This window comes from Coprobacter sp., assembly GCF_982436375.1.
Genome location: NZ_CEWDCG010000011.1, coordinates 1 through 22,925, shown reverse-complemented (window position 1 = coordinate 22,925; position 22,925 = coordinate 1). Strand labels below are relative to the sequence as shown.

The window sequence follows — 22,925 nt, the reverse complement described above, 5'->3', positions numbered from 1 at the left end:
TTTATTTGTTACTTATCGGGATAATTCCTTTTACGTGATTTTTTCATCTGTTCTTTTTCTTTCCGTGCAAGGTTCTTGTCTCGAAGCTTTTTCCAGCCGGGACGATTATCTTCGGAAGGAGTGCGGCCGATAGAGGGCTGTCTGAATGTGACGAACTTTTTCACGGCTTTTTCTCCATGCCATTCGGGAATGCTGCTGTCTTTCCGTTCTCTCTTATTTTCCGGCTGTTTCTCGAAATCGTCTTTTTTCTTTCTGAAACGGGTCTCTGTTTTGGTGAAAGGTTCTTTGTCTCGATAAGGTAAACGCTTTTCTGCCTTTTCATTGTTCCTTTCTTTGAAGCGATATTCCCGTTTCTTGAACTCGGTAGATTCACTGTCTTTCTTTTTCTCCTTGAATCCTCCTGTCTCGCGTTTGAAGTCGTTATATTTACCTTCGAAAATTTCGTATTTCCGGTATTCGCATTCTAATGAACCGTTCATCATATTTATGCAAATAGCGGGTTTCAAGCCTATTTTATTGAAACATTCGTCGTGATAACTGATAATCCAAGCATCATAGCCTTTGAATATGTGTTTAAGCTGAGAACCTATCATTTCATATAATCCCAACAGGTCTTTTGACGAGATGCGTTCTCCGTAAGGAGGATTTGTTATCAATATCCCGTTTTCGGGTGCTTCGGTATATTGTTGAAAAGGTTTTACCTGCAGATCGATATACTTAGCCATTCCGGCGCTTTTTATATTTTCTCGGGCGATAGCAATAGCTTTGGGTGAAATGTCAGAACCGTAAATCTTGAAATTGAATTCTTTTTCGTTGCTGTCATCATTATAAAGAGAGTCAAAAAGCTCTTCATCGTAATCGTTCCACCGTTCGAATGCGAAGTCTTTCCGATAGATTCCCGGTGCTGTATTTGTTGCGATCAGGGCGGCTTCGATCAAGATCGTTCCTGAACCGCACATGGGGTCTATGAAATTTTTTTCACCTTTCCATCCCGATTTAAGAATAAGGCCGGCTGCCAAAACTTCATTAATGGGAGCTTCGGTTTGTGCGACTCTGTATCCTCTTTTGTGTAGTGATTCTCCGGAACTGTCGAGAGATAGAGTGCAGGTGTTGTGCGCAATATGCAGGTTCAATATGAGATCGGCATTGTTGAGCCGGACCGACGGGCGTTTACCTGTTTTTTCCATGAAAAAGTCGGCGATAGCATCTTTAGCACGATAGGTGACGAACTTCGAATGTTTAAATTCTTCCGAAAAAACGACAGATTCGATAGAGAATGTTTGTTCGGGAGACAGATATTGATGCCAGTCGAAAGACTTGATTTTTTCATAAACCTCATCTGTATCGGATGCAGTAAATGAGAAAATCGGTTTGAGAACACGCAATGCCGTCCGACAACATAAATTCGTTTTATATAAAAGCTGTTTATCCCCCTTGAAAGATACCATGCGTTTGCCGATTTCGATATCTTCTCCGCCAAGTTCGGCAATTTCTTGAGCCAGAATATCCTCTAACCCTTGCAATGTTTTAGCGATAATTTCAAATTTCTCGTTTTTCACCCTGATAAAACTTTATATTTGCGTATTTATTTTTCTGCTTTTTGTTGTAAAATGCGAGCTCCGGGTTCAACGTTTTCCGTAACCCAGATGTTACCGCCGATCGTAGCGCCTTCTCCGATTGTAATGCGGCCTAAAATAGAGGCATTGGAGTAAATAATGACATTGTTCCCGATAATCGGATGTCGGGGAATACCTTTGATCGGATTCCCGTTTTCGTCAAGAGGGAAACTTTTTGCACCGAGAGTTACTCCTTGATAAATTTTCACGTTATTGCCTATAATTGCAGTTGCTCCGATAACGACTCCCGTTCCGTGATCGATAGTGAAATATTCTCCGATTGTAGCGGCCGGATGTATATCTATACCTGTTTCGGAATGAGCCATTTCGGAAATCATTCGAGGAATAAGCGGTACTCCCAATTGAATAAGACAGTGAGCAATGCGGTAATTGCTGATAGCCCGTATTGCAGGGTAACAAAATATGACTTCTCCGTAACTCTCCGCTGCCGGATCTCCGTTATAAGCAGCGATCACATCGGTAGCCAGCAGACGGCGTAGTTCGGGCAGGGATTTGATAAACTCTGCCGATTTCTCGTTTGCCGATTCCCGCATATTTTCAAGACTGGTGTATTTTTTGCGGTCGCAAGCGAAACAAAGACCTGCCAGTATCTGTTCGGTCAATAGTTCGAACAAACGTTCCGTACCTACACCGACATAATATGAAATTGTACGACGGTTGATTGTAGAATGTCCGAAATAGCCCGGAAAAATCAAAGACCTGCACAATTCGATAATTTCGTGTAAAACTTTTTCTGAAGGCATCGGTTCTCCGTCATGATGTTGATGGCATAGAGTCTTGAAAGACTCGTATTCCGATAGCTGTTCTACGGTAGAGGTGATTACATCGGAGTATTTGTGCGGGTTCATATTCTTTTTTCGGTTTTATTAAAAAGACATTCTTTGCAAAGTTACAAAATATCGCGGATATTCCGGACTAAAAGTTAAGTTAGAGTCTAATAGCTTGTCTAAATTTTCCGACAAAAAATATTATCAAGTCATTTTTTTGTTTTCTTTCAGCCTTTTTTTTCGTTTTTACTTGTCAGTATATCTTTCAAAGAAATTATCATGGAGGTTTCTCGCTCTAAAAAGAGAATAAAAAAGATATCTTTTTTGACAGACAAATTCATATCTTTGCGTTCGTTTTTTAAAATCTTTGATATGGAACTTTCCCACAAGATCAATAAGGTAGAAATTCGCAATTTACAGATTTCAGATTATACTCAATTGTCTCAGTCGTTCCGCAGGGTTTACTCTGACGGATCGGATGTTTTTTGGACTCACCAGCAGATTGAAAAACTGATCGCTATTTTTCCGGAAGGGCAGTTTGTAACGGTTGTCGATGAGAAAATCGTCGGATGTGCTCTTTCTATAATCGTTGATTATGATTTGGTAAAAAACGATCATACGTATGCAAGGGTTACCGGAAACGAGACTTTTGATACTCATAATCCTAACGGAAATATTTTATACGGGATAGAAGTATTTATCCACCCCGACTATCGAGGGTTGCGTTTAGGACGTCGTATGTATGATTATCGCAAAGAGTTGTGCGAACGGCTTAATTTGAAAGCGATCATGTTCGGAGGCCGTATTCCGAATTACCATAAATATGCTGCGGATATGCGTCCGAAAGAGTATATCCAGAAAGTCAAAATGAAGGAGATTTATGATCCTGTACTGACTTTTCAGCTTTCGAATGATTTTCATGTGCGCAAGGTAATGACAAATTATCTGCCTAATGATGAGGAGTCTAAGCATTATGCCACTTTGTTGCAATGGGATAATATTTATTATACTCCACCGACCCAAGACTTTAAAGTAACGAAAACTAATGTGCGAATAGGTTTGGTACAGTGGCAGATGCGTCCCTATAAGAGCATAGATGATGTTTTTGAACAAGTCGAGTTTTTTGTGGATGCCGTATCGGATTACAAAAGCGATTTTGTATTATTCCCCGAATATTTCAATGCACCGTTGATGGCAAAGTTCAATCATTTGGGAGAATCGGAAGCTATTCGTTCTTTGGCGCAATATACCAATGAGATTCGCGACAGGTTTATCAATCTGGCTATCAGTTATAATATAAATATAATTACCGGAAGTATGCCGTTAATTAAAGAAGACGGCTTGTATAATGTCGGATTTCTGTGCCGGAGAGACGGGAGTTACGATATGTATGAAAAAGTGCATATTACTCCGGATGAAATCAAGAGTTGGGGGTTGACCGGTGGTAGCATGGTGAAGACTTTTGAGACAGACTGTGCACGTATAGGCATATTGATATGCTACGATGTCGAATTTCCTGAATTGTCCCGTTTAATGGCTGACCAAGGAATGCAGATTCTGTTTGTGCCTTTCCTTACGGATACGCAGACGGGATATTCCCGAGTGAGAGTATGTGCTCAAGCCCGGGCGATAGAAAACGAATGTTTTGTTGCGATTGCCGGAAGCGTAGGAAATCTTCCGAGAGTGCATAATATGGATATACAGTATGCTCAATCAGGGGTATTTACTCCTTGTGATTTTGCTTTCCCGAATGACGGGAAACGGGCAGAAGCAACTCCGAATACTGAAATGATATTGATTTCAGATGTTGATTTGGATTTATTGAGTGAACTGCATACTTATGGAAGTGTCCGCAATCTGAAAGATCGTCGTCAAGATTTGTATGAGTTGCGGTTAAAAAAGAAAAATAACTGATTTCTATGCGGCGGAGAAAATAGGACATTTTTCTCCGCCGCATAGAAATTTATTTGTTTTTTGCCTCTTTCTCGATTCGGATGCGGGCATCTACCGCAATAATACCTTTTTTAGTTGCCAAAAGCGGATTGATATCCATCTCTTTTATTTCTGTAGCGAAACGCAATAATGTAGATAGACGGACGATGATTTCGGCAAACTGGATTTCATCGATTGGAGCTTCACCTCTGACTCCCCGAAACATTTTGTAAGCACGCAGGGAGCGAATCATAGAGAGAGCTTCGTTTTCACTTAAAGGTGCTAATCCCGAAGCGATGTCTCTTAATATCTCTACAAAAATTCCTCCTAACCCGCAAAGGATGACATGTCCGAAATGAGGCTCGTACTTTGCTCCTACGAAAAGTTCTTTTCCTTGTAACATCGGTTGTACCATTATTGCGGTTACTTCGGGAAGTTTCATCATCCGATTAAATTCGAAAGCGAGATGCTCTTCCGATTGAATATTAAGAACTACTCCTCCTATATCGGACTTGTGGACAGGTCCTACTACCTTTGCGACTAAAGGAAAATCTAATTGTCTGGCTTTTTTAAGAAGCTCTTCTTTCGAAGAAGAAACGATTTCTGGGACTATTGGAATTCCGGCGGCAGAGAACAGAGACTGGACATGATTGTGCGGAAGATACCCGTTTTCTCCTATGTCATCGATAATCCTGCGTATTTCCGGTACGTTTACCCCGTATAATTCTATTCCGCCATTGGTCGGCTTCGAAGCATTGAATACTCGTGCGACAGCAGTTGCTAAAGCGACTTCATCCGAAAAATTGACATGTCCCTTATTCAGGAAATATTCAACTTCTTTCCCGGCGGTTACTACGGATGGGAGCACAGGGAATATCGGTTTGCTGCATTCTTCCATTTTTCGGTGCAACACATCATAGGCATCGTAAACTTTTACCAGTCCCGGACTACCGAAGATAACGGCTATTGCATCTATTTCGGGAGTATTTTCACAAAAGTCTATAGCTTTTTCCAAATGTTCGGGAGTTCCTGTAGCCAAGATGTCGATCGGGTTTCCGATCGAAGCTCCGGGATAAAGCTCTTCTTTTAGTTTTTGTGCAGCCTCTCCCGAAAGTTCAGGAACATGCATTCCCCCTTTAGAAAGAGCATCGGTCAACATTACGGCCGGACCTCCGGCATGTGTAACAATGGCGAAATTGCGGCCTTTGATTTCTTTTAAATTAAAAACGCATGCGACGGTCGTTAGTTCTTCACGGCTGAAACAGCGAACGATTCCGGCTTTACGGAAGAGTGCTTCGACAGCCAAATCCGAGCTTGCCATAGCTCCGGTATGTGAAGAGGCTGCACGACTTCCCGATTCTGATGATCCCGATTTTATTGCAGCTATTTTGCATCCTTTCCGAATTAGAGAGGAGGCATGCAAGAGCATACGGTCGGGGTCTTTGATGTTTTCGATATAAAGGATTTTGATCGGTGTGGATTCTCCCGGAATATAAGTGCGGTCAAGATATTCCAAGACATCTTCGACTCCGATCTGCGGTGCATTTCCGACCGACCATACAGAATTGAACCGCAGTCCTTTGCCGATAGCGGACTCCATGATATATACGGCAGTAGCTCCAGAACTCGATATCAGATCGACACCTCGGGAATCGAGTTCGGGAATCGGCAGAGTGAATACGCTCCGGTGGTGACGGTTCATCAAACCTATGCAATTCGGTCCGATTAGCGATGCCTCGTATTTATTCGCAGTCTTTAAAATTTCCTGTTCTAATAGGAGCCCCTCATGAGTTTCTTCTCCGAATCCGGCCGATATAATAATAAATGCTTTGGTATTGCGGGTCGAAGCCAGCTCTTCTACAATAGAGGGGCAAGCTGCTGCCGGAACGGCTAATATCGCCAGTTCTGTGTTTGGCAATGATGTTATGTCGGGAAAACAGGGAATACCTTGTACCTCTGTTTCTTTCGGGTTTACTGCATATAATTTCCCGGGAAATTTTCCTTCCAGCAGATTCCGAATAATCTTTCCTCCGGGTTTTTGCGTATTATTCGATCCTCCTATGATCACAATACTTTCCGGAGCAATCAATTCTCTATTGATCATAATATATAAAATTCTTTATTTCAGATGATTTAGCAAAAAATTGCATATATATTCGTTCAAAGATAGCGATTTTACTTTTTCCTCTTATCGCATTGCGACAAAAATCGTATATTTGCAAATCATTTTGAAAAAGGAAAAGATAAAATCATATAAACCAATGGAAAAGAAATTCAAACGTACTCTCGTAACTACAGCGTTGCCTTATGCTAACGGCCCTGTGCATATCGGGCATCTGGCTGGTGTATATGTTCCTGCTGATATTTATACCCGATATTTGCGTCTCAAAGGAGAAGAGGTGATCCATATCGGCGGATCGGATGAGCATGGAGTACCTATTACCTTGAAGGCTAAAGCTGAAGGTATCACTCCGCAAGATGTAGTCGATCGGTATCATTCGATAATAAAAAAATCGTTTGAAGAGTTTGGAATTTCTTTCGACATATATTCCCGTACCTCTTCCGATATTCATACGAAAACAGCTTCCGAGTTTTTCCGGAAATTGTATGACAAGGGAGTTTTTATCGAGAAGACGACGGAGCAGTATTATGATGAAGAGGCTAAGCAGTTCCTTGCCGACCGTTATATTACCGGTACTTGTCCGCATTGTAAGAATGAAAGGGCTTATGGCGATCAATGTGAAGCCTGCGGAACATCTCTGAATGCGACGGATCTGATCAATCCGAAATCGGCAATCAGCGGCAGTGTTCCGGTATTGCGGGAAACGAAACATTGGTATTTGCCTCTCGATAAATATGAAGATTTTTTGCGTAAATGGATTCTGGAGGATCATAAGGAATGGAAATCGAATGTTTACGGTCAATGTAAATCTTGGCTCGATATGGGGTTGCAGCCTCGTGCCGTTAGCCGGGATCTTGATTGGGGAGTTCCTGTTCCGGTAGAAGGCGCTGAAGGCAAAGTATTATACGTTTGGTTCGATGCTCCTATCGGTTATATTTCCAATACGAAAGAGTTGTTGCCCGATAGTTGGGAACGCTGGTGGAAAGATCCGGAGACGAAGTTGGTTCATTTTATAGGAAAAGATAACATTGTTTTTCACTGTATCGTATTCCCGGCGATGTTGAAAGCCGAAGGGAGTTTTATTCTTCCGGAAAATGTCCCTGCAAACGAATTTTTAAATCTTGAAGGAGACAAAATTTCTACATCTCGTAATTGGGCGGTATGGTTGCATGAGTATTTGGTCGATTTCCCGGGTAAGCAAGATGTGCTGCGTTATGTTCTTACTGCAAATGCTCCGGAAACGAAAGACAATGATTTTACTTGGAGAGACTTTCAGGCACGAAACAACAATGAGTTGGTTGCCGTATTAGGGAATTTTGTGAACCGTGCAATGGTTCTTACACATAAGTATTTTGGAGGAAAAGTCCCGGCTTGCGGAGAGTTGACCGAGTATGATAAAGAGACGCTTGACGAATTTGCCGGAGTAAAGGTCGAACTTGAAAATTATTTGGAGAATTACCGTTTCCGTGATGCCCTGAAAGAGGCGATGAATCTTGCCCGTATCGGTAATAAATATTTGGCAGATACAGAACCTTGGAAATTGGCGAAGACCGATATGCCTCGTGTCTCTACGATTTTGAATTTGGCATTGCAGATTTCTGCTAATCTGGCGATTGCATTCGAGCCGTTTCTTCCTTTTTCTGCCAAGAAGTTGAGAGATATGTTGAATATGACTCATGCCGAATGGAACTTGTTGGGGAATACCGATATCTTACCTGAAGGGCAGCAGTTGAACCAGCCTGTTCTTTTGTTCGAAAAAATTGAGGATGCTCAAGTTGAGGCTCAAGTACAAAAACTGTTAGATACGAAAAAAGCGAATGAGCTGAAAAATCATCAGGCCGCTCCTGTTAGGGAAAATATCGATTTCGAAGATTTTATGAAATTGGATATTCGGGTAGGCAAGGTTTTGGAATGTCAAAAAGTACTTAAGGCGGATAAACTTTTGCAATTTAAAATCGATGATGGTTTAGGAGGGCGTACTATTGTTTCGGGAATAGCGAAACATTATAATCCTGAAGATTTGGTGGGAAAACAGGTTTGTTTTGTCGCTAATCTGGCGCCTCGTAAATTGAAAGGCATCGAATCGCAGGGAATGATTCTTTCTGCTGAAGATGCTGACGGCAAATTGGTTGTTGTAGAACCGGAACAGCATGTAAAACCGGGATCGGAAGTAAGATAAACCATAATATTTTCGTTTAAGAGAGGCCTTGTTTGAATTTTTTATCGGAAAATTCAGGAGGAATCTAAATATTAATAAATCCCCGGAGAAGTTTTAGTTTTCCCTCTTTGGGGATTTTTTATTCAACATGAAACATGTAGGCATCGAGATATGTCGGATAACTTGAAAAAGAAAACATTGACAGCTCTTATTTGGAGTTTTGTCGATAAATTCGGTCAGCAGTTTTTATACTTTGTAACAGGTATAATTCTGGCTATTCCTTTGAATCCGGTCGATTTGGGGAAGATGGCGTTATTGGCTGTATTTGTCGCTTTGTCGAGTATTCTTATAGACAGTGGATTCGGATCTGCTCTGATTCGTAAAAAAGAGGCGACCGATGCCGATTATAGTACTATTTTCTATTTCAATATCGGAGTCAGCCTTATCTTTTATCTCATCCTTTTCGCTTTAGCACCGTTCATCGAGAGTTATTCGGGAGTTCCGGGGTTAGCGGCGGTTGCACGGGTTTCGTTTTTGAGTATTGTTTTTCTGGCATTCGGCATGATTCAGCAAACTCGTTTGATAAAATATATTCAATTTACGCAACTGGCACGTATAAATATTATTTCTCTGTTTTGTTCTTCGGTGTTTGCTGTCATTACCGCATTCATGGGTTGGGGAGTCTGGGCTTTAGTCATACAGTCTTTAGGAATGGCGATTGTAAAGTCTGTCTTGTTGTGGATTTACGGACGCTGGAGACCGAAGTGGATATTCAGAGTTGCCTCGATGAAAGAATTCTTCGGATATAGTTCGAGTCTGATAGGTACGGGGGTACTGAATACGATATTCAATAACATATACCCGTGGTTGATCGGAAAAGGTTATTCGACACAAGCGGTCGGTTATTATAATCAGGCTAATAAATTTCAGGATATGCCTTCGGCATTGATTGCCAATATTTTTAGGAGCGTTGCTTTTCCGGTATTGTCTTCGATTAATGATGACAGAGAGCGAATGATACGTGTTTTCGGGAAGTATATCCGGACGGTGTCTTTTATAATTTTTCCGATTATGTTTTTATTGATGCTGGTTTCGCAGCCTCTTATATCCATATTGCTTCCTGAAAAATGGGCGCCTTCTATTCCTCTCATGCAGGTATTGTGTATTTCGGGAGCATTTTCGCCTTTTATAATTTTATATTACGATTTATTCAATGCCGTAGGGAGGTCGGATATCAATTTGAAGATGGAGATTTTTAAAAAGATTTTTTTCATAATAGGAATACTTGTCTGTTTTAAATACAGTATAATGGCATTGATGTGGTTATGGGTGGTTTATACCCTTTGTTCTTTGATTGCAACGATGTTTTTAGCACATAAGTATGTAAATTATACAATGGGATCATTTTTTTTCGATATATTTCCCTGTTTATCTATATCTTTGGTAATTGCGGCAATGTCGTCCCTTTATTATCTGGTCTTTCAAGACCGATGGTTGTTGCTTGTTACGATTTCCGGAACATTCGGACTGCTTTATATTATTGCGGCACGTTTATTCCGGTTAGAAATGTGGCACGAATGCCTTCAGTTATTTAAAAAGAAAGTTTTGACAAACGGAAAATAAAAACATTTTGAATATGCAAATCGCTCCGATTGCTCTTTTTGTATATAACCGTCCTCGACATGTACGGTATTGTATAGAGTCTCTACAAAAGAATTTTTTGGCGGATAAGAGCGAACTGTTTATTTTTTCTGACGGGGCAAAAGATTGCGGTCAAGAAAAAAATGTGCGGTCGGTACGGGAGTATATACGGAATATTCAGGGATTTAAACGACTGCATATCGTAGAGCAACCTGAGAACAAAGGATTAGCTTCGAATATTATTTCAGGGGTTACCGATTTGGTCGAGAAATATGGTCGAGTCATTGTCCTGGAAGATGACCTGATCGTCTCCCCATGGTTTCTTACTTTTATGAATGAAGCTTTGGAAACTTACAAAGATGAGGAGAATATCGTAAATGTAAATGGGCATTTGCTTAAAGGAAAAGAACCATTTCCGGAAACTTTTTTGCTGAGCTTTGCAAATAGCTGGGGGTGGGGCACTTGGAAACGGGGTTGGGATTTGTTTGAACCGGACGGGGAAAAATTGCTTCGAGAATTAGAAGCCCGGAACTTGACTCGTAAATTCGATTTTGGCGGAGCTTATCATTTTACCCGGATGCTCAGAGAGCAGATAGTCGGCAAAAATAATTCTTGGGCAATTCGTTGGAATGCTTCTATTTTTTTAAAGGGAAAGTTGTCATTAAACAGCGGTCGGTCGCTGGTCACGAATATCGGTTTTGACGGAACGGGAACGCATTGCGATAAATATGGGTTATTTGCGACGGATTTATATACGGGGCAGGTTAAGGTAGAGAAATTGTCTTTGCTACAAGAAAACAAGAATGCCCGGGAGATGTTGGCTCGTATTTATCGTTTCGATAACTCGTATTATAACAAAATAAGGGTTCGGATATTAAATTTTTTGCATAGATAAAGAGGGGAAAGTCTAAATATGAAAGTTGTTCTCGTTAGTACATATGAGCGTAAAGGCGGAGCTGCAATTGCCTGTTACCGTTTGAAAGAGGCTTTATTGAAAGAAGGGGTGGATGTGATGTTGTTGACGGCTTATAAAACTTCTGATGATCCTACGGTAATAACACCTTTTGATACGCGTTGGAAACGGCTGAAGAATCGTTTTCATTTTTATAAAGAACGATTTTCTATTTTTATAAAGAATGGTTTTTCCCGGAAAAATTTATTTGCTGTATCTATTGCCGATTCGGGAACGGATATTTCCGCTCTTCCGGTCATCCGGGAGGCCGATATTATTCATTTACATTGGGTTAATCAAGGATTTTTATCTCTTCAGAATATACATCAACTGATTAAACTTGGAAAACCGATGGTGTTTACGATGCATGATATGTGGTATTGTACATCGATTTGTCATCATGCCCGTTCTTGTGACCGTTTTATGTCGATTTGCAGGGAATGTCCTTATTTGCAATATCCGGGAGCATTCGATCTTTCCTATAAGGTTTGGTTGAAGAAACAGTTTCTGAGAAATCCGGATATTGTTTTTACGAGTGTCAGTCGTTGGTTGGCGAAAAGAGCTGGAGAAAGCGTTCTGATGGAGACCAATAAAATTTTTGTTATACCCAACGTTATCGATACAGAAGTGTTTTATCCGAGAGACAGAGAAAAGGTGCGTATGAGTCTGGGGATTTCTGATAATAGTAAGGTGGTTGTGTTCGGAGCTGCAAAATTGAATGACGAAAATAAAGGGTTTAAGCTGCTGAAACAATCTTTGAAAGACTCAAAGTATTGTCGGGAGATAAATCTTTTTCTGTTCGGAGAAATAAAAAGGGACAAAGACTTTCTAAAAGATATTCCTTGTAATTATCGTTATTTGGGAGAAATCGGCAATTCTGAAGATCTCGCCCGAATATATAGTGCTGCAGATGTTACGGTTATGCCATCACATTATGAGACATTCGGGCAGACTTTAGCGGAGTCTATGGCTTGCGGAACACCTGTGGTGGCATTTAATAGCAGTGGACAGACTGACATAATAGACCATTTGGAAAATGGATATTTAGTGACGTATCCTTTTACTTCGGACTTTGTAGAGGGAATGGACTGGGTTTTGGACCATACGAATCCCGAAATAAGGAAAAAGTGTATCGATAAGATAAAGCGATGTTTTTCACGGGATGTCATTGTCCGGCAATATCTCGATTTATATCACGATTTGTTTGTTAAAGATCAATTAAGAAAATAAAAATAATATGAAACCCTTGTTTTCGATAATAACGATAACTTATAATGCTGCCGAGACAATTGAAACCACATTTCGAAGTGTCGTCGGACAATCTTTTACCGATTATGAGTATATTGTCGTGGATGGTGATTCGAAAGACGGAACGGTAGATTTTTTGCGGTCTCGAAAAGATTGTTTGGCAGTGTTTATCAGTGAACCGGATAAGGGTTTATATGATGCGATGAACAAAGGAATGCATCTGGCAAAGGGAGAATATCTTATTTTCTTAAATGCCGGAGATACTTTTCATTCGGAAAATACTTTAGCGGATATTGCGGTTTCGATAGGGAGTTCCCGTCCTGACGTCATATACGGAGAGACAGCTCTTGTAAATGATAAGCGGGAGTTTTTGGGAATGAGAAGATTGAAAACCCCGGAAACACTTAATTGGAAAAGTTTCCGTATGGGAATGTTGGTATGTCATCAGGCTTTTATTGCAAAACGGACGCTTGCTCCCGATTATGATCTTTCTTATCGCTTCTCTTCTGATTTTGATTGGTGCATCCGTTGTATGAAAAGAGCGGGTACGTTATGGAATACGCACTTGACTTTGATCGATTATCTGAATGAGGGTGTTACGACTCGTAATCACAAAGCCTCTTTAAAAGAACGCTATAATATTATGGTCAAATATTACGGACGCATACCGGTTATGTTTTTACATTTATGGTTTGCTTTGCGTTTTTATACGGCAAAATGGATAAAAGGGCGAGTGTAGGTAGGAGTTTCGAGATAAAGATGTTTTTCTGAAAGGAAACATTTTTGTTCGTAAAAGTACTTCATCTCATTAATTTTAGGACAATCGAAAGTTTTTTTATATATTTACTTCGTATATTTGTCACAAGGTCCGGATGGCTTTGCCGGGCAACATTCATGCAAAGAAATTAATGAAATTAAATCAGAAATGAATTCGGGAAAAGCATATCTTTCATTTTATAGCGGGAAAAAAGTTTTTATTACCGGTCATACGGGATTTAAAGGAAGCTGGTTGGTAAAGATTTTATCGATGGCAGGTGCGGAAATAAAGGGTTATGCTCTTCCTCCGGCTACAGATCCTGATTTGTATAGTGCCCTTGAGATAGACAAGCTTTGTACATCTGTGTTCGGAGATATTATGGATCGAGAGAAACTCATCCGTGAAATAGAGGATTTTGCTCCAGATGTGGTTTTTCATCTTGCGGCGCAACCGTTAGTCCGTCTTTCTTACGATATTCCTGCAGAAACTTTCGGCGTTAATGCAATCGGCACTGCGCATGTTCTAGATGCTGTCCGTAAGATAAATAAGCCGTGTACGGCGATTCTGATAACTACAGATAAAGTATATCATAATAACGAGTGGAATTTTCCGTACCGGGAAAACGACCGTTTAGGAGGATATGATCCGTATAGTGCAAGCAAGGCTTGTGCGGAGCTGGTTATCGACTCTTATCGAAATTCGTTCTTTAACAGGAAAAGTCATAATGATCATAAAAAAGCGATCGTAAGTGCCCGTGCCGGAAATGTGATCGGTGGAGGAGATTGGGCGAAAGATCGTCTCGTCCCGGATATTGTCAGGGCATTGCATAAGGGAGAGGAGATTGTACTTCGTAATCCGGCGGCCGTTCGTCCGTGGCAACATGTTTTAGAGCCGTTAGGCGGATATTTGTTGTTAGGTTATCTTGCATCGGTTCGGTATGCCGATTTGTCCAATGCTTATAACTTCGGACCTAATCCGGAAGATACGCTTACAGTCGAACAGATGACAGCTTTGGCGACAGATATTTGGGGAATCGGCAAATATCGAGTGGAACAAAATCTGTCAGCACCTCATGAAGCCGGGCTGTTAAAACTGGATATTTCTTTGGCTAAAGCCGAATTGGGATGGAAACCCGCTATGAATGCCCGGGAAGCGCTGGAGCTGACGTTGCAATGGTATAAAACATATTATCAGGATAAAGGATTCATTTCTGATTTGACAGAACAACAGATACAATATTTCTTCAGTAAGTAAATAACTAAAATCAAAATATGAGTACAAAAAGAGAACAAATCATACAGCTGGTAAAGGAGTATTATCAGGAAGAATTTGAAAGTAAAAAGAAAGATTTCGAGCCGGGAGATAAGATCTCTTACGGAGGGCGGTTTTTCAATGATGAAGAAATGTGTGCTTTGGTCGATTCTTCATTGGATTTTTGGCTGACGACCGGAAGATATGCTGCCCGTTTTGAAAAAGAGATGGCTCAATTCTTGAATGTTCGCTTTTGCTCGTTGACAAATTCAGGTTCATCTGCGAATTTATTGGCGTTTATGACTTTGACATCTCCGAAATTGGGAGATCGCCGAATTAAGAGGGGTGACGAAGTGATTACGGTAGCTGCCGGATTTCCGACAACTGTGACTCCTGTAATCCAGTTTGGTGCTGTTCCTGTGTTCGTAGATGTGACAATTCCCGGATACAATATCGATGTAACTAAGTTGGAGGATGCTTTTTCGGATAAGACGAAGGCTGTTATGGTTGCCCATACACTCGGTAATCCTTTCGACATAGCGGCTGTCAAGCAATTTTGCGATAAGCATGGATTATGGCTTATCGAAGATAACTGCGATGCCCTGGGCTCTCGTTATTTTATCGATGGGGAGTGGAAATATACCGGTACGATCGGAGATATAGGTACTTCGAGCTTTTATCCTCCTCATCACATGACAATGGGTGAGGGTGGTGCTTTATATACGAATAACCTGCAATTGAAACGTATTATAGAATCGTTCCGGGATTGGGGGCGTGATTGTTATTGCAATTCGGGGAAAGACGATACTTGCAAACGTCGTTTTACACAGCAATTCGGTGAATTACCGTTGGGGTATGATCACAAATATGTCTATTCTCACTTCGGATATAATCTGAAGGTTACCGATATGCAGGCTGCAATCGGGTGTGCTCAATTGCAAAAATTGCCGGCTATCATAGATGCCCGTAAACAGAATTGGAAATATCTGAGAGAAAAATTATCGGTTTACGGTAATAAGCTGATATTGCCCGAACCGACCGAAAATTCTGATCCGAGCTGGTTCGGTTTTGTTATCAACGTAAGAGAAGATGCCGGATTTACTCGTAATGAAATTGTCGATTATTTAGAGAAAAACGGCATACAAACACGAATGCTGTTTGCCGGAAACTTGATTAAACATCCTTGTTTCGATGAGATGCGTACGAAAAAAGAGGGGTATCGTGTTTGCGGAGATCTGACAAATACCGATGCGATTATGAGCGATGTTTTCTGGATTGGCGTTTATCCCGGAATGACTCGGAAAATGCTTGATTTTATGATCGAAAAGATAGGAGAATTTTGTCATGCCCGTTAAAACTGTTTTGCTTACGGGAGGAAATGGTTTTATAGGGAAGAATCTCAAAGAGAGTTTTCTTGCGCAGAAATATAATTTGTTGACTCCCGGAAGTAAAGATCTCAATCTGTGCGATGAAGATGCGGTAGCCCGGTATTTTGATGAGCATCAGATCGATATCGTTATCCATTCGGCTGTAAAACCGAATCATCGTAATGCAAAAGATCTGAGTAATATATTTTATTCGAATACACGTATGTTTTTTAATCTGGAACGGTATTCTGACCGGTATCAGAAAATGCTCGTACTCGGGTCGGGTGCTATTTATGATTTACGGTACTACCGTCCGCTTATGAAAGAAGATGAATATACGCGTTTCTTGCCGGCCGATGAACATGGATATTGTAAGTATGTGTGTGAAAAGGTAATTGAAAAGAGCAGCAATATATATGATCTGAGACTGTTCGGAATTTTCGGGAAGTATGAAGATTATGCGATTCGCTTTATTTCCAATGCCATTTGTAAAACGTTGTATGATCTTCCTGTCACATTGCGTCAGAATAGGCGATTCAGTTATTTGTATGTAGATGATCTGCCTTCGGTTATAGATCATTTTATCGAAAACACACCTCGATATAAAGCATATAATGTTGTTCCCGATCAGGTCGTTTCATTATATGATCTGGCACGTATGGTGGTCGGGATATCCGGAAAAGAGTTGCCGATATTAGTTGGGCAAGAAGGTATGGGATCGGAATATAGTGGCGATAATTCCCGTTTGAAAAAAGAAATACCCGATATTCGGTTTACTCCGATAGAAAAATCCGTAGAACAATTATACGAGTGGTATGCCGCTCATCGTGATGAGATTGATAAAAATGTATTGTTATTTGATAAATAAAACCTTTGTACTATGATTAAGACCAGTGATTTTTTGTTTAAGTATTTAGTAGAGAAACACGGTATCACAGATGTTTTTTTAGTTACGGGTGGCGGTGCGATGCACTTGAATGACTCTATCGGACGAAATCCCGATATTCGGTATATTTGTAATCATCATGAGCAGGCCTCGGCGATTGCAGCTGAAGGGTATTATCGCGCTTCGGGCAAATTGTGTGTGACGAATGTAACGACAGGTCCTGGAGGAACAAATGCCGTAACCGGAGTTTTGGGACAATGGACAGATTCTATTCCGGCGATTTATATTTCGGGTCAGGTAAAACAGAGTACGACGATACATGCTTGTCCGGATTTGCATTTGCGGCAATTGGGTGATCAGGAAGCAAATATTATCGATATTGTGAAGCCGATCACAAAGTTTGCCGAGATGATTACGGATGCGAATGATATAAAATACTATATAGATAAAGCGATCTATTTAGCGACACATGGCCGCCCGGGTCCCGTCTGGATCGATGTTCCTTTGGATGTACAAGCTGCTCTTATCGAAGAAGAAAACTTAAAAGAGTTCGATCCGTCGGAGTTGGAACAGCGATCGTACACCCCGATAGAGAAGTCGGTAAAATCTGTCATTGAGAAATTGAAGACTGCGAAACGTCCGGTTTTCTATGTCGGTAATGGTTTGAGACTGGCCGGAGTCGTAGATGATTTTATCCGGATAGCAGAAAAAACGAATATTCCGGTAGTCACGGCGATTAGCGGACATGATATCATTTGGCATGATCACCCTTTGTTTTTCGGAAAACCGGGAATATGCGGTGACCGGATCGGGAATGTAATGGTACAAAATTCCGATCTGTTGATTATTCTCGGAACTCGTTTGGGTATTCGTCAGATCGGATATGCCTATGAACAATTTGCTCCGTCGGCATATAAGATCATGGTCGATATCGATGCTTGCGAAATGTCGAAACCTACGTTTACACCGGATATGAAGATACATGCCGACCTGAATCCTTTTATTAAAGAGATGGAGTCGGAGGTATCGACTATCTCTTTCCCGGATTATACCGCTTGGATAAATTGGGGGAATGAGCGTCGTAAAGAACTGCCTACGGTATTCGAAGACAATCCCTCGACTCCGGGTTATATCAGTTCGTATGTGTTTGCCGATGAGTTGTTTAAGCAATTGAAAAGCGGAGATGTTGTCGTTACGGGTAATGGTACGGCTTATACCTCTACTTATCAGGCGATGCACGTAAACAAGGGAGTCAGGGTATTTGCCAATCAGGGTTGTGCTGCTATGGGATATGATTTGCCCGCAGCCATAGGTGCTGCCGCCGCCAATAAATCGGGGCGGACTATACTGATTACCGGAGACGGAAGCATTCAGATGAATATTCAGGAATTGCAGACGTTACTGACATTTAATCTTCCGGTGAAAATATTTGTGTTGGAAAATGAAGGTTATCTGGCGATAAAAACTACACAGAAGTCGTTTTTTAATAAAAAATATACGGGAAGTAATCCGCAGAGCGGGGTGATATGTCCCGATATGGCAAAAATTGCCGGAGCTTACGGAATACCTTTTGTCCGCATACATGAAGAAGGGAAAGTATTAAAAGATACAATCGCGGAAGTATTAGCTTCTCCGGGAGTCATGATTTGTGAAATTACGATGGACCCGGAACAAACGTTGTTCCCTAAATCCGCTTCTTCGATGGATAAAAACGGTAAGATGGTATCGTCTCCGTTAGAGAGAATGTTCCCGTTCTTGCCCGATGAAGAACAGCAAAAATGTACATATCCCGGCAGTAAATAAGATATTGTCAAGACTGTAACCGATATAAAAAAGAGTTCTGTGATCAATAAATCCTGGAACTCTTTTTTATATGCCGGAAATGCATTATCTTTGCCGTGAAATAAATGTGGAAGGATTTGGCTGCTTGCAACCACACAAAAAAATGCTAAAACTGCGTGACCTGCCATGTTGTACGGAATCCGGCTTTAATTCATTTCCTTCCCCGTTTTTTAATAAATATTTTTATGGAGCACGGTTGTGCATAAATTAAAATTAAAAACAGATGAACTATTTATTCACCTCGGAATCGGTGTCTGAAGGACACCCCGATAAAGTAGCCGATCAGATATCGGATGCTTTGCTTGATGAGTTTTTGGCGTATGATTCCAACTCGAAAGTAGCTTGCGAAACATTGGTGACTACAGGACAAGTAGTACTTGCCGGAGAAGTAAAATCTGATGCTTATGTCGATCTGATGGATGTTGCCCGTCGGGTAATAAACCGTATCGGATATACAAAAAGCGCATATAAATTTGACGGAGACTCTTGCGGTGTTTTTTCTGCGATACATGAACAATCTGCAGATATAAACCGTGGGGTAGAACGTGAAGATGAAATGAATCAAGGGGCTGGAGATCAAGGGATGATGTTCGGATATGCCTCTAATGAAACGGACAATTATATGCCGCTTTCATTAGATCTTTCTCATCTCTTGTTGATCGAGCTGGCTGCGATTCGTCGGGAGGGAAAAGAGATGACCTATTTGCGTCCCGATTCTAAATCTCAGGTGACGATAGAATATAATGAGGATAATGTCCCTGTCCGGGTTCATACGATTGTGATCTCTACGCAACATGATGAATTTATAGTGCCGACAGAGCAAACTCATGAAGCGCAGATGGTTGCTGATGAAAAAATGCTATCGATAATTTTTGAAGATGTAAAGAACATCTTGATTCCCCGTGTAATAGCCAAACTTCCCGAACGTTTGAAAGCTCTTTTCGACGATAAGGTGATTCTGCATGTAAATCCTACGGGAAAATTCGTGATTGGCGGTCCTCACGGGGATACCGGACTTACGGGTCGGAAGATTATTGTAGATACTTACGGAGGTAAAGGCGGACATGGCGGCGGTGCTTTTTCAGGAAAAGATCCTTCGAAAGTCGATCGTTCTGCAGCGTATGCAGCCCGTCATATCGCCAAAAATCTCGTAGCGGCAGGGGTATCCGATGAGGTTCTTGTTCAGGTTTCTTATGCGATCGGTGTTGCTCAGCCGGTAAGTATTTATGTAAATACTTACGGTAAATCTCATGTGGCATTGAGTGACGCCGAAATCGCATCTCGAATAGGCGCTATTTTTGATATGCGTCCTAAAGCCATAGAAAAACGTTTGAAATTGCGAAATCCTATTTATGAAGAAACGGCAGCTTATGGTCATATGGGACGTAAGCCTTGTACGGTAGTCAAGACTTTTTCTTCAAAATACTTCCCGAAGCCGGTTGTCAGAGAAGTAGAGCTTTTTACTTGGGAAAAGCTGGACTATGTGGATGCGGTTAAGGAAGCATTCGGTCTTTGATGGTTTAGACGGTCTCTAAGAAAAATAAGAGGAAAGTCTGTTCGAGTATATCTTTGAACAGACTTTTTTTGTTGCTGTTGACAAAAAAAGTAAATTTGCAGATAGTCATCAATATAAATGAATATATGAAAAATATAATCATATTTTTTCTCTCCTTTTTCTTGTTCTTGACGGCATGTAGTTCTGGAGATAAGTATATTGTAAAAGGAAATCTTTCTCATTTGGAGGGTCAGTATTTATATGCCGTACACGAAAGGTATAAGAAAGAGCTTAAAATGGATACGATCAGGGTACAGTCGGGTAAATTCGAGCTGACGGGAGAAAGTGAGATGTTGACTTCTTTGCAGTTGTATACAGAAGATTATACTCCGTTGATGCAGTTATTTGTAAAAAACGGAGATCACATCTCTTTAGAGGGGGACGTACAGAGACCTTTTGTGATTCGGATAAAAGGGAATGAAGCATACCAGGCCGTTACGGAACGGTGCATTATTGCAAAGGATTGCCGAAAAGCGGAAAGAATATTATACCCGGGAAAAAGATTCTGCTTATTTTGATGATCTGAAAAAATTAGAAAATGAAATTTGTAGAGATGCCGAATCCGAGATTTCTGCAAAACCGGCTTCTCCGGCTTCTATAATTCTCATGTATGAATATCTTCTAAATGAGAATACGGTAGAATTATGTGATTCTTTGTTGCGCATCATGCCTTCTGAAGCAAAACCGGCTTCGTTGTTGGCAAAAATAGATCTTTTTATAGAGCAGGTACGGAGAGTATCGGTAGGAAAGATTTTCCCTTATTCTGTTTTGAAAAATGAAAAAGGAGAGTCGGTTTCGACAAATACTTTTCGAGATATTCCGACAGTAGTGACTTGGTGGGCATCTTATGATCCGGCAAGTCGGGAGGAGATGAAAAATATAAGAGAAATTTATTCTAAATATAAAGACGATAAAGTCAGGGTCGTAAATATTTCTCTCGATATAGATAAAGAAAGCTGGAGAAACCGGATAAAAACCGACTCTCTTGAATGGACTCAGTTGATTCAGCCTGAAGAGTGGAATGCTTCTTCGACACGAAATTTAGGTATTTCCAGAATTCCATATACGATGATTCTTGATAAAACCGGACGCTTGGAAAAAGTCGGGTTGGAAGGAGATGACCTTAAAAAATATATAGATAAAATGGTTTCCCGAATAGATAGTCTGGAATCTGTTAAGGAAAAAAATTAAATCTCGGATCATGTTGATAAAGGTTTTTGGTGCTGCTGTGCAGGGAATAGATGCTTTGGTCGTAACAATCGAGGTGAATTGTACGCAAGGAATCCGTTTTTTTCTGGTTGGACTTCCTGATGCGGCTGTAAAGGAAAGCCATGAACGTATTGTCTCGGCCGTTCAACATAATGGCTATAAATTTCCTCGTCGGCAGATTGTTATAAATATGGCTCCTGCCGATATTCGGAAAGAGGGTTCTGCGTATGATTTGCCGTTGGCTGTCGGTATTTTGGCTTCTGCCGAATTGATCAAACCCGATAAGCTGTCACAGTATATGATTATGGGAGAACTGTCTCTGGACGGTTCTATTCTTCCGATAAAGGGGGCTTTGCCTATTGCAATCAAGGCGAGAGAAGACGGTTTTAAAGGGCTCATTGTTCCGCAAGCGAATGTAAAAGAGGCGGCTGTCGTAAATAATCTCGATGTTTACGGTGTCGGGAATATCCGTGAAGTGATCGAATTTTTTAATGATGAGAGAGTTTTGTCGCCTACTGTAATCGATACTCGAAAAGAATTTTATCAGCAGCAATGTGAATTTGATCTCGATTTTGAAGATGTAAAAGGGCAAGAAAATGTTAAGCGAGCTTTTGAAGTCGCTGCCGCCGGCGGTCATAATTTGATTATGATAGGCCCTCCGGGAGCAGGAAAATCGATGATGGCAAAGCGGATAGCTTCTATTATGCCCCCATTGACTTTGCAGGAAGCTTTGGAGACGACTAAAATACATTCGGTGGCGGGAAAGATGGAGCGGGGGAGTTCTTTGTTGTCTCAACGTCCTTTCAGAGCTCCGCATCATACTATATCGAGTGTCGCTCTTGTCGGAGGAGGTGCTTTTCCTCAGCCCGGCGAAATTTCGTTAGCTCATAACGGAGTCTTATTTTTGGATGAACTGCCTGAATTTTCAAGGCAGGTTCTTGAGGTAATGCGTCAGCCGTTGGAGGATCGTAAAATAACTATTTCCCGTGCGAAATATTCGATCGAATATCCGGCCAGCTTAATGTTGGTGGCCTCGATGAATCCTTGCCCATGCGGATATTACAATCATCCTGAAAAAAAATGTATTTGTCCTCCCGGCAGTGTTTTGAAATATTTGAATCGTATTTCCGGACCGTTACTTGATCGTATAGACATACAAATTGAGATTGTTCCGGTTCCTTTTGAGAAAATGGCCGATAGCCGTCCGGGAGAACCCAGTGCCGTAATCAGAGAAAGGGTAATACGAGCGCGTGATATTCAAGCAGAACGGTTTAAAGATATTCCGGGGGTGTATTGCAATGCGCAAATGAATACAAAATTATTGAACCGTTTTGCTCAGCCCGATGAACTTGGAAAAGAGCGATTAAAAGATGCCATGAAACGTTTCGGTCTGTCGGCACGGGCGTATGACCGTATTCTTAAAGTCGCCCGTACTATTGCCGATTTGGCCGGTAGTGAGAATGTGTTGTCGGTGCATATTGCCGAAGCAATCAATTACCGGAATCTCGATAGAGAAAATTGGGCCGGCTGATCACTTCTTTAGACAGCTGCTTAGATGTACTAATATATTGTGATATAAATATTTCTGTATTTAATATAAT

The 22,925-nt window shown here is 41.0% G+C and carries 17 protein-coding genes; 14 read left to right on the top strand and 3 right to left on the bottom strand.

Going from position 1 to position 22,925, the window contains the following annotated elements; all coding sequences use genetic code 11:
• Positions 1-8: 8 nt before the first annotated feature.
• Together AC1WHX_RS01425 and AC1WHX_RS01420 are read right to left on the bottom strand one after the other, a co-directional pair.
• Complete coding sequence (locus AC1WHX_RS01425; RefSeq protein ID WP_302544931.1) at positions 9-1,559, bottom strand: THUMP domain-containing class I SAM-dependent RNA methyltransferase; 1,551 nt, start codon at positions 1,557-1,559, stop codon at positions 9-11.
• A gap of 26 nt (positions 1,560-1,585) precedes the next feature.
• Positions 1,586-2,485: a serine O-acetyltransferase gene (locus tag AC1WHX_RS01420; protein WP_009318321.1), complete on the bottom strand. Its 900-nt coding sequence runs from the start codon at positions 2,483-2,485 to the stop codon at positions 1,586-1,588.
• A gap of 291 nt (positions 2,486-2,776) precedes the next feature.
• Here AC1WHX_RS01420 and AC1WHX_RS01415 point away from each other — a divergent pair, with 291 nt between their 5' ends.
• Complete coding sequence (locus AC1WHX_RS01415) at positions 2,777-4,318, top strand: bifunctional GNAT family N-acetyltransferase/carbon-nitrogen hydrolase family protein (protein ID WP_122303645.1); 1,542 nt, start codon at positions 2,777-2,779, stop codon at positions 4,316-4,318.
• A gap of 49 nt (positions 4,319-4,367) precedes the next feature.
• Here AC1WHX_RS01415 and AC1WHX_RS01410 read toward each other — a convergent pair whose 3' ends face one another.
• On the bottom strand, positions 4,368-6,440 hold the full coding sequence (locus tag AC1WHX_RS01410) for an acetate--CoA ligase family protein (protein WP_302544932.1): 2,073 nt from the start codon (positions 6,438-6,440) through the stop codon (positions 4,368-4,370).
• Positions 6,441-6,579: 139 nt separating this feature from the next.
• On the opposite strand from AC1WHX_RS01410, the gene metG reads away from it, so the two are divergent.
• The 13 genes from metG (at position 6,580) to AC1WHX_RS01345 (ending at position 22,855) form a co-directional block, all read left to right on the top strand.
• Entirely contained in the window at positions 6,580-8,637 is a 2,058-nt protein-coding gene (metG, locus tag AC1WHX_RS01405; protein WP_302544939.1) for a methionine--tRNA ligase, read from the top strand.
• A 150-nt stretch (positions 8,638-8,787) separates the two neighbouring features.
• On the top strand, positions 8,788-10,239 hold the full coding sequence (locus tag AC1WHX_RS01400; RefSeq protein WP_122329722.1) for a lipopolysaccharide biosynthesis protein: 1,452 nt from the start codon (positions 8,788-8,790) through the stop codon (positions 10,237-10,239).
• A gap of 13 nt (positions 10,240-10,252) precedes the next feature.
• The gene (locus tag AC1WHX_RS01395; RefSeq protein ID WP_122303642.1) at positions 10,253-11,152 is read left to right on the top strand and encodes a glycosyltransferase; all 900 of its coding nucleotides are present in this window, start codon (positions 10,253-10,255) and stop codon (positions 11,150-11,152) included.
• 18 nt (positions 11,153-11,170) lie between these two features.
• Positions 11,171-12,439 carry a glycosyltransferase gene (locus AC1WHX_RS01390; RefSeq protein ID WP_122303641.1) on the top strand — a complete coding sequence of 423 codons (1,269 nt, stop codon included), beginning with the start codon at positions 11,171-11,173 and terminating at the stop codon, positions 12,437-12,439.
• A gap of 7 nt (positions 12,440-12,446) precedes the next feature.
• Positions 12,447-13,196, top strand: coding sequence for a glycosyltransferase family 2 protein (locus tag AC1WHX_RS01385; RefSeq protein WP_122303640.1), 750 nt, complete (start codon positions 12,447-12,449; stop codon positions 13,194-13,196).
• Positions 13,197-13,382: 186 nt separating this feature from the next.
• Entirely contained in the window at positions 13,383-14,468 is a 1,086-nt protein-coding gene (gene rfbG, locus AC1WHX_RS01380) for a CDP-glucose 4,6-dehydratase (protein ID WP_302544934.1), read from the top strand.
• A gap of 17 nt (positions 14,469-14,485) precedes the next feature.
• Positions 14,486-15,820, top strand: a complete 1,335-nt coding sequence (gene rfbH / locus AC1WHX_RS01375) for a lipopolysaccharide biosynthesis protein RfbH (protein ID WP_302544935.1) — start codon at positions 14,486-14,488, stop codon at positions 15,818-15,820.
• Positions 15,810-16,700: an NAD-dependent epimerase/dehydratase family protein gene (locus AC1WHX_RS01370; protein WP_009318310.1), complete on the top strand. Its 891-nt coding sequence runs from the start codon at positions 15,810-15,812 to the stop codon at positions 16,698-16,700. Before rfbH ends, AC1WHX_RS01370 begins: the two co-directional genes overlap by 11 nt.
• A gap of 12 nt (positions 16,701-16,712) precedes the next feature.
• Positions 16,713-18,521, top strand: coding sequence for a thiamine pyrophosphate-binding protein (locus AC1WHX_RS01365; protein WP_302544936.1), 1,809 nt, complete (start codon positions 16,713-16,715; stop codon positions 18,519-18,521).
• Between the two features lie 262 nt (positions 18,522-18,783).
• Positions 18,784-20,076 carry a methionine adenosyltransferase gene (gene metK, locus AC1WHX_RS01360; RefSeq protein ID WP_302544937.1) on the top strand — a complete coding sequence of 431 codons (1,293 nt, stop codon included), beginning with the start codon at positions 18,784-18,786 and terminating at the stop codon, positions 20,074-20,076.
• Positions 20,077-20,201: 125 nt separating this feature from the next.
• Entirely contained in the window at positions 20,202-20,633 is a 432-nt protein-coding gene (locus AC1WHX_RS01355) for a DUF4369 domain-containing protein (protein WP_481228819.1), read from the top strand.
• Positions 20,533-21,306 carry a peroxiredoxin family protein gene (locus tag AC1WHX_RS01350; RefSeq protein ID WP_481228818.1) on the top strand — a complete coding sequence of 258 codons (774 nt, stop codon included), beginning with the start codon at positions 20,533-20,535 and terminating at the stop codon, positions 21,304-21,306. The genes AC1WHX_RS01355 and AC1WHX_RS01350 overlap by 101 nt, the downstream gene beginning before the upstream one ends.
• A gap of 10 nt (positions 21,307-21,316) precedes the next feature.
• Entirely contained in the window at positions 21,317-22,855 is a 1,539-nt protein-coding gene (locus tag AC1WHX_RS01345; protein ID WP_009318306.1) for a YifB family Mg chelatase-like AAA ATPase, read from the top strand.
• The last annotated feature ends 70 nt before the right edge of the window (positions 22,856-22,925 follow it).

Bases quoted from the DNA above. Each gene is read 5' to 3' on its own strand.
- rfbH (WP_302544935.1), top strand. From the start codon at position 14,486: ATGAGTACAAAAAGAGAACAAATCATACAGCTGGTAAAGGAGTATTAT.
- AC1WHX_RS01385 (WP_122303640.1), top strand. From the start codon at position 12,447: ATGAAACCCTTGTTTTCGATAATAACGATAACTTATAATGCTGCCGAG.
- AC1WHX_RS01395 (WP_122303642.1), top strand. From the start codon at position 10,253: ATGCAAATCGCTCCGATTGCTCTTTTTGTATATAACCGTCCTCGACAT.
- AC1WHX_RS01345 (WP_009318306.1), top strand. From the start codon at position 21,317: ATGTTGATAAAGGTTTTTGGTGCTGCTGTGCAGGGAATAGATGCTTTG.
- AC1WHX_RS01365 (WP_302544936.1), top strand. From the start codon at position 16,713: ATGATTAAGACCAGTGATTTTTTGTTTAAGTATTTAGTAGAGAAACAC.
- AC1WHX_RS01415 (WP_122303645.1), top strand. From the start codon at position 2,777: ATGGAACTTTCCCACAAGATCAATAAGGTAGAAATTCGCAATTTACAG.
- AC1WHX_RS01355 (WP_481228819.1), top strand. From the start codon at position 20,202: ATGAAAAATATAATCATATTTTTTCTCTCCTTTTTCTTGTTCTTGACG.
- rfbG (WP_302544934.1), top strand. From the start codon at position 13,383: ATGAATTCGGGAAAAGCATATCTTTCATTTTATAGCGGGAAAAAAGTT.
- AC1WHX_RS01420 (WP_009318321.1), bottom strand. From the start codon at position 2,485: ATGAACCCGCACAAATACTCCGATGTAATCACCTCTACCGTAGAACAG.
- AC1WHX_RS01370 (WP_009318310.1), top strand. From the start codon at position 15,810: ATGCCCGTTAAAACTGTTTTGCTTACGGGAGGAAATGGTTTTATAGGG.
- AC1WHX_RS01400 (WP_122329722.1), top strand. From the start codon at position 8,788: ATGTCGGATAACTTGAAAAAGAAAACATTGACAGCTCTTATTTGGAGT.
- AC1WHX_RS01410 (WP_302544932.1), bottom strand. From the start codon at position 6,440: ATGATCAATAGAGAATTGATTGCTCCGGAAAGTATTGTGATCATAGGA.
- metK (WP_302544937.1), top strand. From the start codon at position 18,784: ATGAACTATTTATTCACCTCGGAATCGGTGTCTGAAGGACACCCCGAT.
- AC1WHX_RS01390 (WP_122303641.1), top strand. From the start codon at position 11,171: ATGAAAGTTGTTCTCGTTAGTACATATGAGCGTAAAGGCGGAGCTGCA.
- AC1WHX_RS01350 (WP_481228818.1), top strand. From the start codon at position 20,533: ATGAAGCATACCAGGCCGTTACGGAACGGTGCATTATTGCAAAGGATT.